Raw genomic sequence first — 14,964 nt, 5'->3', positions numbered from 1 at the left:
GCAATGACAACCCGTCAATATTAAAGAGATCGCTTATATGCCTCTTTGTCGTTCCGCATGAAACTGTGCGGTAAATTCGTTGAACCGGTCGTTTTCAATGGCTTTACGCATGTCATTCATAAGCTGCAGGTAATAGTGAAGATTATGGATCGTACTGAGTTGCGCCCCGAGAATTTCGCCGACACGGTTCAAATGATGAATGTAGGCACGGGAAAAATGACGACAGGCGTAACACTGGCAGGTTTCATCCAGTGGTTTGCCGTCGTCCTTATATCGGGCGTTGCGGATTCGGATATCGCCAAAGCGTGTGAAAAGCCATCCGTTGCGGGCATTCCGGGTTGGCATGACGCAGTCGAACATGTCGATGCCATTGGCAACCCCGGCAACCAGATCTTCAGGAGTGCCGACGCCCATCAGATAATGGGGCATGTGTGCAGGCAGGCGCGGCCCGATATGGGACAGGATACGGTTCATCTCTTCCTTTGGTTCACCCACGGAAAGACCGCCGATGGCAATGCCGTTGAATCCCATCTGTGACAAGCCGGCCAGAGATTCGTCACGCAAATCGGTGAACATACCGCCTTGTACGATGCCAAAGAGGGCATTTTTGTTTTCATTCCGGTCGAATTCGTCTTTTGAACGTTGTCCCCAGCGTAAAGACAGGCGCATCGATTGGGCAGCTTCGTCTTTGGTCGCCGGTCTGTCATTGATCAGATACGGTGTGCATTCGTCGAATTGCATGACGATGTCCGAATTCAGCACATGCTGGATCTGCATGGATATTTCGGGCGACAGAAAAAGCTTGCTGCCATTGATGGGGGACGCGAATTTGACGCCCTCTTCGCTGATTTTGCGCATCGCGCCGAGCGAAAATACCTGAAATCCACCTGAGTCGGTCAATATCGGTTTGTCCCAGCCGATGAAATCATGGAGGCCGCCAAACTGCCCGATGACGTCGAGTCCGGGACGAAGCCAGAGGTGGAAGGTATTGCCGAGGATGATTTGTGCCTCGATATCGTCCAGATTTTCCGGCGACATGGCCTTGACGGAACCATACGTTCCGACTGGCATGAAAATCGGGGTCTCAACGGTGCCGTGTGCCAGTTTCAAACGCCCTCTTCTGGCATTTGACGAGGTGTTGATAAGTTCAAAATCAAGCATGTGTCTGATTCCCGGTTGAAATGGTCAATAATCGGCTCAGCCGTTTTTATGGGAAATGCATTTCAGCAACATGGCGTCACCATAGCTGAAGAAACGGTATTTTTCGGCAATGGCATGCGCATACGCTTTTTTGATCAGGTTGTATCCTGCAAAAGCGGAAACCAGCATAAGCAGGGTCGATTTCGGCAAATGGAAATTCGTGATCAGGTGATCGACTGTCTGGAACTGATAACCCGGAGTGATGAAAAGCGACGTTTCGTTACTGCCGGCTTTCAGTTTACCGGTTTGAGAAGCGGATTCCAGCGCACGAAGGCTGGTCGTGCCGACGCCGACGACCTTGTGTTTGCCCTGCTGCGCGGTTTTGACGGCTTCGACGGTTTCTTCGGGAATGGTGTACCACTCGGTATGCATCTGGTGTTCTGACAGGTTTTCACTGCGGACGGGCTGGAACGTGCCTGCGCCGACATGAAGCGTCAGATAGGCGAAACTGATGCCTTTTTGCCGGAGTTTTTCCATCAATTCGTCATCGAAATGCAAGCCGGCAGTCGGTGCGGCGACCGCTCCCAATTCCCTGGCAAAAACAGTCTGATATCGTTTTTCATCGAATGAGTCGGCCGCCCTTTCAATATAGGGAGGCAAGGGAAGATGGCCGTGTTCCTCCAGTATCTTGAAGATATCGGAAGGAAATTGCAGGATAAAGAATTCTCCATCCCTACCCGTAACGGACACGTCGATTTCATCGTCGATACGGATGATGCTGCCGGCTTTCGGGGATTTGGAAGCCCTGATTTTGGCCAATGCATTCCGGTTATCGAGAATACGTTCGATCAGGATTTCGATTTTACCGCCGGAAGCCTTGGAACCGAAAAAGCGGGCTTTCAAGACTTTGGTATTGTTGAAAACAAGCAGGTCGCCTTCGGACAGATGGTCGATCAGGTGGTAAAAACGGGAATCGGCGATCTTTTTTTCGTCAACAAGCAACAGGCGTGAAGCGCTGCGTTCAGGTAAAGGGAATTGGGCGATCAATTCCTCTGGTAAATCAAAATCGAAATCGGAAAGTGTATACATGCCAAAACAGGCCATTCTTTACTTCAATAGCCTAAATGAATAAAAAACAAATAGTTTTCAGGAAATCGACAGTATATCCGTGTTTAATGGCGAGAATAAGTGCGTCCGTATATTTCTGTCATTTGGGCAAGGAAATCGGAATACCAGCCTTCAACCTGATCCCACGAAAAACGCCAGCCCCACGCGCCGGTGCTGTTACCCGGAGTATTCATCCTTGCCTCTGAACCAAGGCCAAGGACATCCTGATAAGGCGTCAATGAAAACGCCGCTGTTGACGACCAGGCTGAACGGATCATGTCCCATTGGATCCACTCGCCGTTAATACTCAGGTAACGGCGCGTAAAGTCCCTGTCCCATTCGGAAAGCGAGCTCCACCAGCCACGGGTCGTATCGTTATCGTGCGTACCAGTATAGACGACGGTATCCGGTTTGTAATTGTGAGGGAGATAGGGGTTGTCGGGGTTATGGTCGAATGCAAATTGCAGAATACGCATCCCGGGCAATTCGTACTTCTTTCTCAGTTCATTGACTGCCGGTGTGATGACGCCGAGGTCTTCCGCTATGAAACCGAGCGAACCGAGTTCTTTTTTCAGGGCATCGAAAAAAGAATCCCCCGGCCCCGGCATCCATTGGCCTTCTGACGGTTTTTTTGCATCGGCAGCAATGGCCCAGTAAGCCTGAAAACCGCGGAAATGGTCGATCCGGACAGTGTCGTACAGTTGCAGCATGTATTTCATGCGACGGGCCCACCAGTCATAACCGGTATTGGCATGCATTTTCCAGCGATAGAGGGGATTGCCCCAATGCTGGCCGGTATCGCTGAATTTGTCAGGAGGAACACCGGCAACGGCAGTCGGAAAACCGGTTTCATCCAGTTCAAACAGTTCCGGATTGGCCCAGACATCAGCACTGTTCAATGAAACGAAAATAGGCACGTCGCCAATAATATCGATATCTCTTGAATGGCAATAAGCGTGTAAATCCGTCCATTGTTCGTGAAAGCACCATTGGCAGAATTTCCAGAAGCGTATTTCTTCGGCATGATTGTCGGAAAACTCTGACAGGGCCTTTTTGTCGCGTTGCGCGAGAGGCTTTGGCCATGTTTGCCAGCCGGATTCTTCAGTCTTGTAAATGTCAGTGATGGATTTGAAAAGAGCGTAATTATCGAGCCAGAAAGCCGCTGTTTGGCAAAAATCGAGAAAGGATTTCAGCGGATTTTTTTCTGTCGAGTCAAAAAATCGCTTTGACGCCAGTTTCAGGCGTTCAATCCTGTATCGCGAAACGGCCGGATAATTGACACGAGCCGTTTCGAAAGCGGAATCCGGAATCAGTTCTTCACTTTTCAGCCATCCTGCATCCCGGCATTTTTCAAGGCTGATCAGCAGGACGTTTCCGCCGAATGCAGAAGGGCTCATATAGGGGGAGTTACCAGCACCGATATCGCCCAACGGCAACATTTGCCATAAAGACTGACGTGCGGATACCAGCCAGTTGACGAAGTTATAAGCCTCGGTTCCCAGATCTCCGCAACCGTATGGGCCCGGTAATGAGGTAGGATGAAGAAGTATGCCGCTTTTCCGTGTCAGTTTCATAAATGGATAAAATTTTTGAATCCGTTCGGGGTCAATATAAAATCAAGGCCTATGATAACGGATTAAACTATTCTCATACGGATTTTGAAATACGGTCTTGTGAAAATTGGATAAATTAACCATCTCTCCGGACAGACGATTTGAATAAAACGAATACAGGCAAGCTGGAACGTCTCGGTATCCACACGGATATGGAGCTGGTGCTGCATTTGCCGTCCCGTTATGAGGATGAGACGAAATTGACCAGTCTTGCCGAGGCCATGTTCCGCCGGATCGGCCATATACAGACCGAGGGAGTCATCACTTTATCCGAAATCCAGTACCGGCCACGGCGGCAACTCGTCGTTTTCCTTTCAGATGGTGCAAACCAGCTTGTTTTGCGTTTTCTGCATTTTTACGCCAGCCAGCAAAAGCAGCTGGCGCTCGGGAAGCGGGTTCGGGCGCGCGGTGAGCTGAGGCAGGGGTTCAACGGCATGGAAATGGTTCATCCGGTCTATAAAATCGTCGATGAAAACACGCCTCTTCCCGATGCATTGACCCCTGTTTATCCCACGAGCGAAGGAGTTTCCCAGAATTTTTTGCGCAAGGCGATCAATGAGGCGCTGGAGAGAATCGATCTTTCGGATACATTGCCTGATGCGCTTTTGAACAAACTGGATTTACCCGGGTTTGAAAAGTCCATTCGTTATTTGCACAATCCCCCGGCCAATGCGGATGAAAATGCCTTGCTTGACCGTACTCATCCGGCCTGGGAACGCATGAAGTTTGACGAACTTCTGGCGCAGCAACTGTCGATGAGGCGCGCCCAGATCGCGCGGCGCCGTCAAAAATCGAATGTCCTGAAAGCGCCGGGTTCACTGACAAAAGCATTCATCCGGAGTTTGCCTTTTACCCTGACGGACGAACAGGAGAAAGTAGTTGCCGAAATCCGCGAAGACCTTGTGAAGGCCTGGCCGATGCAGCGATTGCTTCAGGGCGACGTCGGCAGTGGCAAGACGGTGGTGGCCGCCATTGCTGCCTGTCAAGCCATCGATAATGGTTTTCAGGTAGCGATGATGGCTCCGACTGAAATTCTGGCCGAGCAGCATTTTCAGCGATTGAATGAATGGATGGCGCCTTTGGGTATTTCTGTTGTCTGGCTGAACGGCAGCATGAAAAAGAAGGCAAAGGAAGAGGTATTGTCCCTGATCGGGTCCGGAGAGGCGCAATTCATTGTCGGAACACATGCCCTGATTCAGGAGAGCGTCCGTTTCGCCAATCTGGGGCTGGCTATTATCGACGAGCAGCATCGTTTCGGCGTCGGCCAACGGCTTGTGTTGAGAAACAAGGGAGGAAATGCCGAGTCAATCATTCCGCACCAGCTGATGATGAGTGCCACCCCGATTCCCAGAACGCTGGCGATGACTTTTTATGCCGATCTGGACGTTTCCGTTATTGCAAAGCTTCCTCCGGGCAGAAAACCGGTTGTGACGCGACTGATCGATCAAAAACGTCGTGATGAGGTCATCGAACGGATTCATGCGGCGACACTGGGCGGACGGCAGGTTTACTGGGTTTGCCCGCTGATCGAAGAGTCAGAAGCCTTGCAGTTGCAGACAGCGGTCGAAACGCATGCGATTCTGACGGAAGCACTGAATGAATTGTCTGTCGGGTTGATACACGGGCGCATGAAAGCGGCGGAAAAGCAGGCGGTCATGACGGATTTTCTGGAAAAGCGGATTCATGTGCTTGTTGCAACCACGGTTATTGAAGTCGGCGTGGATGTCCCGAACGCGTCCCTGATGATTATCGAGCATGCGGAACGCTTCGGTTTGTCGCAGCTTCACCAGTTACGGGGACGTGTCGGTCGGGGAAGCATCGACAGTGTTTGTCTTTTGATGTATCAGAAACCTCTGGGAGACACGGCGAAGAAAAGGCTGATGACGATGCGGGAAACGAATGACGGGTTTGTCATATCCCAGCGCGATCTGGAAATCCGGGGGCCCGGAGAATTTCTGGGCGCCCGCCAGTCCGGACAGGCCATGCTGCGTTTTGCCGATCTGGAAAAAGATGTTGACCTGATCGGAAAAGCGGCGTCGCTTGCCGAAGACCTGTTAAACGGCAAATTGCCGGACAGCGATACGATTATGTCAAAACATCTTGCGCGATGGCTGGATTACAGGGAAGAATACCTGAACGTCTGATCGGGTTTTAATTTATCAATTCAATTGTTTTGCCTTGGAATGACCACACAATCTGATGTAATGGAAAACCGGTTTATGCTGTATTTGCGACTTGTGCGTCTCGACAAGCCGATCGGTTCCCTTTTGCTGTTATGGCCGACTTTATGTGCCCTGTGGATCGCTTCTGATGGCAAGCCCGACTGGTATCTGGTCCTCGTTTTTGTTCTCGGGACGGTCTTGATGCGTTCGGCCGGGTGTGCTATCAACGATTTTGCCGACAGGGACTTTGACAGGCATGTCAAAAGAACCGCCGATCGACCGCTCACGTCCGGAAAACTGAGGCCGCTCGAAGCTGTCTGGGTCGCCTGCTCATTGGCGTTTTTGTCCTTTTTGCTGGTGTTGTCCCTGAATTGGCTGACTGTCGGTTTGTCCGTCATTGCCCTTGTCGTGGCGGCCACTTATCCACTGTTCAAGCGCTTTTTTGCCTTGCCTCAGGCTTATCTCGGTATCGCCTTCGGGTTCGGCATTCCGATGGCGTTTGCAGCGGTACAAAATAATGTGCCCTGGATCGCATGGTTTTTGTTATTGGCTAATATCTTCTGGGCGCTGGCATACGATACTGAATACGCTATGGTGGACCGTGACGACGATTTGAAAATCGGGATTTTCACGTCGGCCATTACCTTCGGCCGTTATGATGTGCTGGCGGTGATGGCCTGCTATTTCATGATGCTCATCATCGTGTTGTTTGCAGGAATTTTCACCGGTTTGGGAAAATGGTTTGTCATGGGCTGGTCACTGGCTGTCTTGTGTGCAGCTTATCATTACAGACTGATCAGAAATCGTGACAGAAACGCTTGTTTTTTCGCTTTTCGTCACAATAACTGGCTGGGTGCGTTTATATTCCTCGGCATTGCACTGGACTATGCGTTACGTTAAGGTTTATCCTATGAAAAACGCATAAAGTTTTTGGCAATTGTCGTGCTTGTCTGTTAAATTATTCATTGTCGAAATACACTTTTTACATAAGTTAAAAGGGAGGAAAGAATATGGAAATTCTGGAAAATGCAGGACAATCCGGTAACAAACTGATGGGAAGCCTGAAATCGATCATCAACGACGCTGAAAAAGTACTGGAAAACAGTACGCATCAGGGAAGCGAAACCTACCAGAATGCCAAGAAGAAACTGGAATCGACGCTCGTCGACGCCAAATTCGCTTTGGGCGAACTGGAAGACATCGTTGTTACAAAAGCAAAAGATGCGGCAGTCTGTACAGCGGAATATGTCAAGGAAAATCCCTGGAAAGCAGCCGGTATCGTTGCCGCCGTCGGTGTTCTCGTCGGCATCCTGATTGCTCGTAAAAAATAAAGTTTACGGATAGCTTATGGCATTGGGCGATTCTTTTGTCAGGGTGGCGGGTACGGTACTTGCCATCCTGAAGACACGTTTCGAGCTGATTTCAATAGAAGTGGAAGAGGAATGGACTCGTCTTCTCGCTTATCTTTTGTTATCGCTCGCGGGTCTCTTTTGCCTTGCGCTGACGATATTGCTTGCCGTTATCCTGATCATCGTCCTTTGCTGGGAATCCTACCGGATACCTGCCATGATCGGGCTGATTGTCTTTTTCGGACTGGTCACGCTGGGAATCGCTATCGGAGTGAAGAGAAGCTTTGCCAGAAAACCGAAGATGCTGGCCCTGACATGTCAGGAAATAGCAAAAGATATCGATCGTCTGACATCCTGAGCATAAATAAATCTATACCCGATGGCTGACTCATCCAACAAAATGACGAAACGAAAGGCGGAACTACTGGTTCAGAGCGCTCTTTTGCGCGAGAAACTGGCGGTCGAGGCGCTTTCACTGTTTCAGATGCCGGATATTGTGTCGAAAGGTCTCGGGTTCCTGAGCGGCTTTAACAAGATCAAGAAAAATCCTCTTGTTGTCGCACCTGTTATTCTGACATTGCTGGCGTTGCGCCCACGCCGCATCATTTCATGGGCTGTATCGGCAACAGTCCTGTTCAAAACATGGCGCCGGTTCAAACCGGTTCTGTCATTCGTGCTGGGGTTTCTTGCCAGACGAAAAAAATAATTTCCGGCTGGCTTAAAAAATTTGTCCGTTCACTGTTTGTCCGGATAACTCCGTTTGCCAAAGATGGCTGTGCCGATACGCACGGTTGTCGCGCCTTCCTGTATGGCGGTTTCCATATCGTCCGACATGCCCATGGACAAGGTATCCAGATCGTATCCTGACTGAACCAGCTGGTCGAACAGGGTTTTCATTGCAGAAAAAGGCTCGCGCTGTTTCACCGGATCGCTTTCCGGTTCCGGGATAGCCATCAGACCACGCAATCGCAGATTCGGCATTGCCGAAACCGCTTTTGCCAAAACGGACACTTCTTCGGGCAATACGCCGCTTTTGGTTTTTTCCTTGCTGATATTGACCTGAAGGCAGACATTCAGCGGCGGAAGATTTTCCGGTCGTTGTTCGGAAAGGCGTCGTGCGATTTTTTCCCGATCCACTGAATGCACCCAGTCGAAGTGCTCGGCAATGGAACGGGTCTTGTTGCTCTGGATGGGGCCGATAAAATGCCATTCCAGTTTCAGATCCGGCCGGGATTGGCGGATAGACTCGATTTTGGAGACGGCTTCCTGTTCATAGTTTTCACCGAAAGCGAGTTGCCCCGCTTCGGCTGCTTCAAGAATATCTTCTGGCGGCCGGGTTTTGGAAACGGCGAGCAAATGAACCGTATGGGGACCACGATTGGCTTTGCTGGCGGCTGCCTCAATGTTTTTGGTAATAGTTTGTAAATGGTTTGTAATGTCGGTCATGATTGAGAACGTCAATGTGATAGACTCAATATTGTTTCGTTTTCATTATAAAGACGAAGAGAAAATTAATCATTGTCGTAAATGATGTTAAAGCCGCTTTACTGGACAGGCGACTTTGTACGGGAGACTGGAAATGGGATGGATGTGGTTACTGATTATCGCTTTGGTCATCGCTGCAATTATTGCCAAATTGCGGCGCAGTTCCCGTATTTTCATCATCAGACAGAATTTTCAGCACGGTGAAAATCCATTCCGGAATGCCTCCCCTCCTCCACGTCCCCATATTCAGAGGCGGGGTGAAGTGGAACAGATGGTCTGTTGTGAAGAATGTGGAATTTATATCCCGGATTCGGAAGCATTGGAACATTCCGGAAAAATTTTCTGTTGCCGGGAACACAGTGCCGCTTATTTCTCATCCAGGAAATCCTGATTGCTGTTCCGGTATTCGTCCCGGGTGATCCGGTAAATGGTGTGAGGCATGTATACGTTATAGTAAAACTTGATTGTCTCGCCGATCTTTTCCATGCCGTTTCTGGTGGCCACTTTTTGGGACGGGATATTATTGTCCCGTATGATGGAATACACTTCATTGAACCCGAGTGTCTCAAAGGCATATTGTTTACAGGCTGAAGCGGCTTCGATTGCATAACCCATATGCCAGTGTGCCTTGTTGAAGATGTAGCCTATCTCAGGAACATGACGGCCATTCCAGTCCTGCAGAGTGATGCCCGTTTGCCCGATCAGTTCATTTGTCGCTTTCAATATGACGGCCATCAGGCCGAAACCGTTTTCCCGGTAGCGTTCCAGTTGTCGTTCCAGCCAGACAGTCACTTCAAGATCGGTAAAGGCATGTTCGTATGCCCACATGACATCAGCGTCCTGAAGCATTTTGCAAAGATCGGGAAAATCTTTTCGGGTGATTTTGCGCAGGACAAGGCGTTCTGTTTCCAAAAGCATTTGAAAGAAAGGCAATAATGGTTTTTAATTGAAAATACTTTCACTCGAGTTACTACTGCCCATGGATATCGACAAAGAAGGCTGGTGCCTGCAAGCGACACGTCTGGCTTCGCCCAACCAGAACGATCGTCCCGACAATCAGGGAATCGATCTGCTGGTTATACACAATATCAGCTTGCCTCCCGGACAGTTTGGTGGCCATTGTATCGCCGATCTGTTTCTTAATCGACTGGATTGTAATGCGCATCCCTTCTTTGACCAGTTACGCGCACTGAAAGTGTCTTCCCATTTTTTCATACGACGTGATGGCAGCCTGTTCCAGTTCGTATCGGCCGATAAACGTGCATGGCATGCCGGTGTTTCATCTTTCAAGGGGCGGGAAGGATGTAATGATTTTTCTGTCGGAGTCGAACTGGAAGGGACGGATTTTGTTTCATTCGAGCCCGAGCAGTATGAGACGCTTGTGTCCCTGACGGATGCGTTGCGTCGGCGTTATTCCCTGAAAACCATTACTGGTCATCAGCATATCGCTCCGGTCAGAAAGACCGATCCGGGCCCGTTTTTCGATTGGCAGCTTTATAAAAAAATGCTGGGAGAAACCAGTACATCTGAAACAGGAAATGCCTTGCCTGATTTCTGGATTGAATAAACGTTCAGGAAGAAAGCAGTTGTTTTTCGAGCTCTTCTTCCGGGATGTCGGGCAAACCGATTTCAAGCAGTTTGTGTTTTGCGGAAAGACCGTGCGTTATGCTAACGTTCCTCTTTGGGGTTCGAAGTTTTTTCGCAATGAATTGAACCAGCGCTTCATTGGCTTTGCCGTCAACAGGTGGTGCCTGTAATCTGATGCGCAAGGCTTCACCGTCAGACGAAACAATTTCCGTTTTTTTCGCATTCGGGCTGACCTGTACGGCAATCCGGTATCCTGCGTTAGTTCTGGATAACCATTCCTTCGTCATATCAGATTGGACAGGATAAGGTTGGTGACGACTCGCGAAATGATTTGAAGCAGGAAAAAAGCGATCAGGGTTGAAAAGTCGAAACCGCCCAGCGTCGGAATGAATCGCCGGATCGGATTCAGCAAAGGTGCATTCAGTTCACGGACGAACGACGCGACCGGCGCAAAAGGATTGACCCAGCTGAACACGGCTTCGATTACGAGCAGACCCATGAAACCATAGATAATCCAGTGCAAAAGGGACAGGGCTGTCAGGAAAACGATGACTTTTACGGCAAAATAATTGATCAGCCAGGTGTCGAACAGGGCTGAAATTACCGCCATCAAAACGGCTGCAACGATGGATGCCCAGTCATAGCCGCCTTTACCGGGAATAGCCTTGCGCAAAGGCTTGATTGCCCAGTCGGTCAACTGGAAAATCAGATTGGCAATTCGCATCGGGGGTCTGGCCCGGACGACCTGAATCAAAAATCTCAGCAGAAAAGCGCCACCCAATATGGTTGTGGCGGCATCAATGATCATTTTCAGAATACTGTACAGCACGGTTTATCCTTTACATCAATTCGATGACTTGTCCGGTTGTGTTTTGACGAGTCTATCAGAGTCGCTCCGGTCGGCATTGATTATTCCTTAATGACGATCCGGCAGAACAGGTATAACGACGTATCGCACTGCTTAATAAAAGTGATGCGAGGTACGTATATTACTGGAGCTCGCTTTCAGACACAAACGCCCGCGTTAAGCGGGCGTATGAATAAAGGGATAGAAGAGAGGAATCAGGAGCGGGAGCGAGCCTTCTGAGCCATGGACGTATGCTGATTGGCATAAGACTGATGAGCGGCAGCCTCAGCCTCACCGACCTTGACCGGATACCCCATCTTCGAGAGAATCGAACCCAGAGCCGACAGACACAACATCACATTGGCCGAGTTCGCCGTATATCCCATCAGACCGAAACGCCAGACCTTGCCTGCCAACGGTCCCAATCCGGCACCGATTTCAACGTTGAATTCAGACAACAATTTCGATCTGACTTCCGCTTCGTCAATCCCTTCCGGTACCATGATGGTACTGATCTGCGGCAACCTGTCTTTTTCTTCCTTGACCAGAAATTTCAGACCCATGGCTTCAAAGCCGGCTTTCAGGGCCTGATAGTGTCTCTGGTGTCTTGCCCAGGTGTTTTCGATGCCTTCTTCTTTCAGCAGCAACAGGGCTTCGTGCAGGGCGAACAGGCCGTTGATCGGTGCAGTATGGTGATAGGTACGAACGGTGTGACCCCAGTAGTTCAGGATGAGATTCAAATCCATGAACCAGCTCTGGACCTTGTCTTTTCTTCCCGTAACATAGTCGATGACGCGGTCGGAGTAGGTGACCGGGGACAGGCCCGGAGTGCACGACAGACATTTCTGGCTGGCGGAGTAGACGGCGTCCAGATCCCATTCCTTGACTTTCAACGGACAGCCTGCCAGGGAGGTGACGGCGTCGACGATGGTCAGACAGTCGTGTTTGTGAGCGACCTCTGCCAGGGTTTTGGCGTCGGAAACGCAACCGGTGGAGGTTTCGGCATGAACGAACGCGACGATTCTGGCGTCGGGGTTTTTCTTCAATGCGTCTTCCACAGCGTTCGGGTCAACGGGTTCTCCCCACGTGCCTTCGACGATGATCGGGGTGCCTTTGCAGCGTTCGACGTTTTCGATCATGCGACCGCCAAAGACGCCGTTTCTGCAGACGACGACTTTGTCGCCAGGAGCGACCATGTTGACGAAGCAGCTTTCCATGCCAACGGAACCGGGCCCGGAGATCGGGTAGGTCAGCTGGTTGTCTGTCTGGAAGGCATAACGTAACAGGGTTTTGAGTTCGGCCATCATGTCGACGAAGGCCGGATCCATGTATCCGATGACGGGGAGGCTCATTGCGGCCAATACGCGCGGGTTGATGTTGGAGGGGCCCGGGCCCATCAGGACGCGTTGTGGTGGATGGAATGAGCTGATTTTTTTTGCTGCCATGATTTTATGTCTCTATAGGAAATAAAGGGTTTGTCAGGTTTCTTTTTGGGGCCTAACGAGAATTAATGTCCTAGGGCATTATTTTCCCCCATTTTGGGTCTCTTGGGATGCTTTCTGGTTGTCCTGTCCTGTTTGTTGGGACAGGACAGGGGTTTGTGTCGTTTTTTTTTATCGCCGATTCAACAGGATTCCAGTTTGACTTTGCCGTTTTCTTCTTCCATGGTTTTGGCCAGCAGTTTGACCAACGCATAGACGGTGTTGATGTGCGGGGTGGCTGTGTTGGTGATGCGTCCCAGTTCAACAACGGATCCAACGAGGGCGTCGATTTCCGGCGCTCTTCCCGCTTCTACGTCTTGCAGCATGGAGGTTTTGTGTTTGCCGACTTTTTCAGCTCCACGGATTCTCTTTTCCAGTGGAACACGGAATTCGATGCCGAGTTTGTTGGCGATTCTCTGGGCTTCTATCATCATGTCTCCTGCCAGCTCTCTCGATAACGGGAATTGGCAGATGTCGACCAATGTGGAGTGCGACAGGGAGCTGATGGGGTTGAAGGTGAGGTTGCCCCACAGCTTTAACCAGATTTCCGAACGGATGTTTTCCAGAATCGGCGATTTGAAGCCGGCGTTGATGAAGGCTTCGGACACTTTCTGGGCCCGCTCGGTGATGCTTCCGTCGAGTTCGCCGATCGGGAAACGGTCTCCCTCGATGTGCTGGACGACGCCAGGAGCGATCAATGCGGAAGCCGGGTAGACGACGCAACCCAATATGCGGTCTGCCGGAATTTTGGCGCTGATGAGTCCTGTCGGATCGACGCTCTGGACGCGCTTGCCTTCGTGTGGACCTCCGTGTTTGTGGAAGTACCAGAACGGAATGCCGTTTTGCATGGTGACGACGACGGTGTCCGGCCCGAACAGTTTGGGCACGTCTTCCGCTACCGCGTCTACCTGATGGGCTTTCAAGGCCAGAATGACCATGTCTTGCGGACCCGCTTCATCGTAGCTGTTCGTGGCTTTGACGTTTTTTGCGACGTGCTCGGTTCCATCTTCCATTATCAGCTTCATGCCGTTGTTCTTGATGGCCTCGAGGTTGGCTCCCCTCACGATGAAGGTGACGTCTTCTCCCGCTAACGCCAGTTTCACTCCTACGTAGCCTCCTATCGCTCCGGCTCCTATGATCGCAATTTTCATGTTCTTTCCCTTTTAAACAAGTCGTCACCAAACAGGCTGGTTTTATATGGCCTTTAAGATGGAAAAACAAATATATTTAAGTATCAAGAATAAGTATAAGGTGAAAATCGGTAAATTTTCGTAAATTCACTGGCTAATTGAAAAGAAAAATGAAATTTTTTTTGAAAATTATTTTTTGCGGAGTTTGGCTCTGGTATAGAATAATCGATCTGTTGTGATGCTGAATTCGTTTAAATCATTGATAACAATGGTTTATTATTGTTTTCTTGCCGTCGGTTGAGAAGTCATGAAAGTCCATTTCCAATGGTCGGAAAAAAGTTGCCGGACAGAACAATTTCAGAAATAACGTTACAATATTTCAAAATCAAAATGATATTGCTGCTTTCCGAAACAAAGCGACTTGTCACGCTGATATATTCAGTCCCGAAAAATGTGATTTCCCGGAAATCAATCTGATAACGAAGGAGAAAGATAATGAATATCCCTGGAATTGAAATCGGAATCAGTGACAAAGACAGAGAAGCCATCAGTAACGGTTTGTCCCGTATGCTGGCTGACAGTTTTTTCCTGTATCTGAAAACCCATAACTACCACTGGAACGTCACCGGTCCCATGTTCCAGACCTTGCACGTCATGTTCATGGATCAATATACCGAATTGTGGAATGCGCTGGATGAGATCGCAGAACGTATCCGCTCGCTCGGTTTCCCTGCTCCGGGCACGATGAAAGATTTTGCGAAACTCTCTTCCATCAAGGAAACGGAAGGTGTTCCTGCTGCGGAAGACATGATCCGTGATGTCATTATCGGTTCGCAGACAGTCACCCGTACAGCCCGTGAAGTTCTGGAAATTGCCGACAAGGCCAATGACCAGCCGACACTGGATCTGTTGACCCAGCGTTTGCAGATTCATGAAAAAAATGCATGGATGCTGAGAAGCCTGCTGGAAAACGGAAGTGCGCCAGTCGTTACTGCTGCCGCAAAACGCAAGAAGAAGTAATTTGCGTCAAGAGAAAAGAACGCCTTGCCATTCCAGAATGGCA

The 14,964-nt window shown here is 49.8% G+C and carries 17 protein-coding genes; 8 read left to right on the top strand and 9 right to left on the bottom strand.

Annotation, left to right across the window (positions count from 1 at the left end):
- Positions 1–33: 33 nt before the first annotated feature.
- The 3 genes from tgt to malQ form a co-directional block, all read right to left on the bottom strand.
- Positions 34–1,161: a tRNA guanosine(34) transglycosylase Tgt gene (gene tgt / locus BRW83_RS01170; protein ID WP_005882310.1), complete on the bottom strand. Its 1,128-nt coding sequence runs from the start codon at positions 1,159–1,161 to the stop codon at positions 34–36.
- Between the two features lie 36 nt (positions 1,162–1,197).
- The gene (gene queA / locus BRW83_RS01165; protein WP_036604103.1) at positions 1,198–2,229 is read right to left on the bottom strand and encodes a tRNA preQ1(34) S-adenosylmethionine ribosyltransferase-isomerase QueA; all 1,032 of its coding nucleotides are present in this window, start codon (positions 2,227–2,229) and stop codon (positions 1,198–1,200) included.
- A gap of 83 nt (positions 2,230–2,312) precedes the next feature.
- Positions 2,313–3,857: a 4-alpha-glucanotransferase gene (gene malQ, locus BRW83_RS01160; protein ID WP_315897820.1), complete on the bottom strand. Its 1,545-nt coding sequence runs from the start codon at positions 3,855–3,857 to the stop codon at positions 2,313–2,315.
- Between the two features lie 104 nt (positions 3,858–3,961).
- Between malQ and recG the strand changes: the two genes are divergently transcribed.
- The 5 genes from recG (at position 3,962) to BRW83_RS01135 (ending at position 8,077) form a co-directional block, all read left to right on the top strand.
- Positions 3,962–6,004 carry an ATP-dependent DNA helicase RecG gene (gene recG, locus BRW83_RS01155; RefSeq protein ID WP_005882314.1) on the top strand — a complete coding sequence of 681 codons (2,043 nt, stop codon included), beginning with the start codon at positions 3,962–3,964 and terminating at the stop codon, positions 6,002–6,004.
- 60 nt (positions 6,005–6,064) lie between these two features.
- Positions 6,065–6,922, top strand: coding sequence for a 4-hydroxybenzoate octaprenyltransferase (gene ubiA, locus BRW83_RS01150; protein WP_005882315.1), 858 nt, complete (start codon positions 6,065–6,067; stop codon positions 6,920–6,922).
- Positions 6,923–7,032: 110 nt separating this feature from the next.
- Complete coding sequence (locus tag BRW83_RS01145) at positions 7,033–7,353, top strand: ElaB/YgaM/YqjD family protein (protein WP_005882316.1); 321 nt, start codon at positions 7,033–7,035, stop codon at positions 7,351–7,353.
- A gap of 16 nt (positions 7,354–7,369) precedes the next feature.
- Positions 7,370–7,729, top strand: coding sequence for a phage holin family protein (locus BRW83_RS01140; RefSeq protein ID WP_005882317.1), 360 nt, complete (start codon positions 7,370–7,372; stop codon positions 7,727–7,729).
- Between the two features lie 42 nt (positions 7,730–7,771).
- The gene (locus tag BRW83_RS01135; protein WP_231284522.1) at positions 7,772–8,077 is read left to right on the top strand and encodes a YqjK family protein; all 306 of its coding nucleotides are present in this window, start codon (positions 7,772–7,774) and stop codon (positions 8,075–8,077) included.
- 29 nt (positions 8,078–8,106) lie between these two features.
- On the opposite strand, the gene BRW83_RS01130 is transcribed toward BRW83_RS01135, so the two are convergent.
- Entirely contained in the window at positions 8,107–8,817 is a 711-nt protein-coding gene (locus BRW83_RS01130) for a YggS family pyridoxal phosphate-dependent enzyme (RefSeq protein WP_005882320.1), read from the bottom strand.
- 142 nt (positions 8,818–8,959) lie between these two features.
- Here BRW83_RS01130 and BRW83_RS01125 point away from each other — a divergent pair, with 142 nt between their 5' ends.
- Positions 8,960–9,247: a PP0621 family protein gene (locus BRW83_RS01125; protein WP_036603298.1), complete on the top strand. Its 288-nt coding sequence runs from the start codon at positions 8,960–8,962 to the stop codon at positions 9,245–9,247.
- Here BRW83_RS01125 and BRW83_RS01120 read toward each other — a convergent pair.
- Positions 9,223–9,774, bottom strand: coding sequence for a GNAT family N-acetyltransferase (locus tag BRW83_RS01120; RefSeq protein WP_005882322.1), 552 nt, complete (start codon positions 9,772–9,774; stop codon positions 9,223–9,225). The two genes, BRW83_RS01125 and BRW83_RS01120, sit on opposite strands and share 25 nt — an antisense overlap.
- Before the next feature lie 61 nt (positions 9,775–9,835).
- On the opposite strand from BRW83_RS01120, the gene ampD reads away from it, so the two are divergent.
- On the top strand, positions 9,836–10,423 hold the full coding sequence (gene ampD / locus BRW83_RS01115) for a 1,6-anhydro-N-acetylmuramyl-L-alanine amidase AmpD (protein WP_005882323.1): 588 nt from the start codon (positions 9,836–9,838) through the stop codon (positions 10,421–10,423).
- A gap of 4 nt (positions 10,424–10,427) precedes the next feature.
- Here ampD and BRW83_RS01110 read toward each other — a convergent pair whose 3' ends face one another.
- The 4 genes from BRW83_RS01110 to BRW83_RS01095 form a co-directional block, all read right to left on the bottom strand.
- Complete coding sequence (locus BRW83_RS01110; protein WP_005882325.1) at positions 10,428–10,730, bottom strand: DUF167 domain-containing protein; 303 nt, start codon at positions 10,728–10,730, stop codon at positions 10,428–10,430.
- Positions 10,727–11,272, bottom strand: a complete 546-nt coding sequence (locus BRW83_RS01105) for a YggT family protein (RefSeq protein ID WP_005882327.1) — start codon at positions 11,270–11,272, stop codon at positions 10,727–10,729. Before BRW83_RS01105 ends, BRW83_RS01110 begins: the two co-directional genes overlap by 4 nt.
- Positions 11,273–11,505: 233 nt before the next feature.
- Entirely contained in the window at positions 11,506–12,735 is a 1,230-nt protein-coding gene (locus BRW83_RS01100; RefSeq protein ID WP_005882785.1) for a pyridoxal-phosphate-dependent aminotransferase family protein, read from the bottom strand.
- Positions 12,736–12,914: 179 nt separating this feature from the next.
- Positions 12,915–13,922 carry a 2-dehydropantoate 2-reductase gene (locus tag BRW83_RS01095; RefSeq protein WP_005882784.1) on the bottom strand — a complete coding sequence of 336 codons (1,008 nt, stop codon included), beginning with the start codon at positions 13,920–13,922 and terminating at the stop codon, positions 12,915–12,917.
- 474 nt (positions 13,923–14,396) lie between these two features.
- Here BRW83_RS01095 and BRW83_RS01090 point away from each other — a divergent pair, with 474 nt between their 5' ends.
- A complete protein-coding gene (locus BRW83_RS01090; RefSeq protein WP_005882329.1) occupies positions 14,397–14,921 on the top strand; it encodes a Dps family protein in 525 nt (174 codons plus the stop codon).
- Positions 14,922–14,964 lie beyond the last annotated feature (43 nt).

It is taken from the genome of Oxalobacter formigenes (genome assembly GCF_002127965.1).
In the GTDB taxonomy this organism is placed as follows: domain Bacteria; phylum Pseudomonadota; class Gammaproteobacteria; order Burkholderiales; family Burkholderiaceae_D; genus Oxalobacter; species Oxalobacter formigenes.
This window is presented reverse-complemented; position numbering and strand designations above follow the sequence as displayed.

What these genes read in the sequence shown, in the direction of transcription:
- BRW83_RS01125 (WP_036603298.1), top strand. Translation starts at nt 8,960, where the DNA reads ATGTGGTTACTGATTATCGCTTTGGTCATCGCTGCAATTATTGCCAAA.
- BRW83_RS01140 (WP_005882317.1), top strand. Translation starts at nt 7,370, where the DNA reads ATGGCATTGGGCGATTCTTTTGTCAGGGTGGCGGGTACGGTACTTGCC.
- ampD (WP_005882323.1), top strand. Translation starts at nt 9,836, where the DNA reads ATGGATATCGACAAAGAAGGCTGGTGCCTGCAAGCGACACGTCTGGCT.
- BRW83_RS01135 (WP_231284522.1), top strand. Translation starts at nt 7,772, where the DNA reads ATGACGAAACGAAAGGCGGAACTACTGGTTCAGAGCGCTCTTTTGCGC.
- ubiA (WP_005882315.1), top strand. Translation starts at nt 6,065, where the DNA reads ATGGAAAACCGGTTTATGCTGTATTTGCGACTTGTGCGTCTCGACAAG.
- BRW83_RS01120 (WP_005882322.1), bottom strand. Translation starts at nt 9,774, where the DNA reads ATGCTTTTGGAAACAGAACGCCTTGTCCTGCGCAAAATCACCCGAAAA.
- BRW83_RS01100 (WP_005882785.1), bottom strand. Translation starts at nt 12,735, where the DNA reads ATGGCAGCAAAAAAAATCAGCTCATTCCATCCACCACAACGCGTCCTG.
- BRW83_RS01145 (WP_005882316.1), top strand. Translation starts at nt 7,033, where the DNA reads ATGGAAATTCTGGAAAATGCAGGACAATCCGGTAACAAACTGATGGGA.
- BRW83_RS01130 (WP_005882320.1), bottom strand. Translation starts at nt 8,817, where the DNA reads ATGACCGACATTACAAACCATTTACAAACTATTACCAAAAACATTGAG.
- BRW83_RS01090 (WP_005882329.1), top strand. Translation starts at nt 14,397, where the DNA reads ATGAATATCCCTGGAATTGAAATCGGAATCAGTGACAAAGACAGAGAA.
- BRW83_RS01095 (WP_005882784.1), bottom strand. Translation starts at nt 13,922, where the DNA reads ATGAAAATTGCGATCATAGGAGCCGGAGCGATAGGAGGCTACGTAGGA.
- tgt (WP_005882310.1), bottom strand. Translation starts at nt 1,161, where the DNA reads ATGCTTGATTTTGAACTTATCAACACCTCGTCAAATGCCAGAAGAGGG.
- BRW83_RS01110 (WP_005882325.1), bottom strand. Translation starts at nt 10,730, where the DNA reads ATGACGAAGGAATGGTTATCCAGAACTAACGCAGGATACCGGATTGCC.
- queA (WP_036604103.1), bottom strand. Translation starts at nt 2,229, where the DNA reads ATGTATACACTTTCCGATTTCGATTTTGATTTACCAGAGGAATTGATC.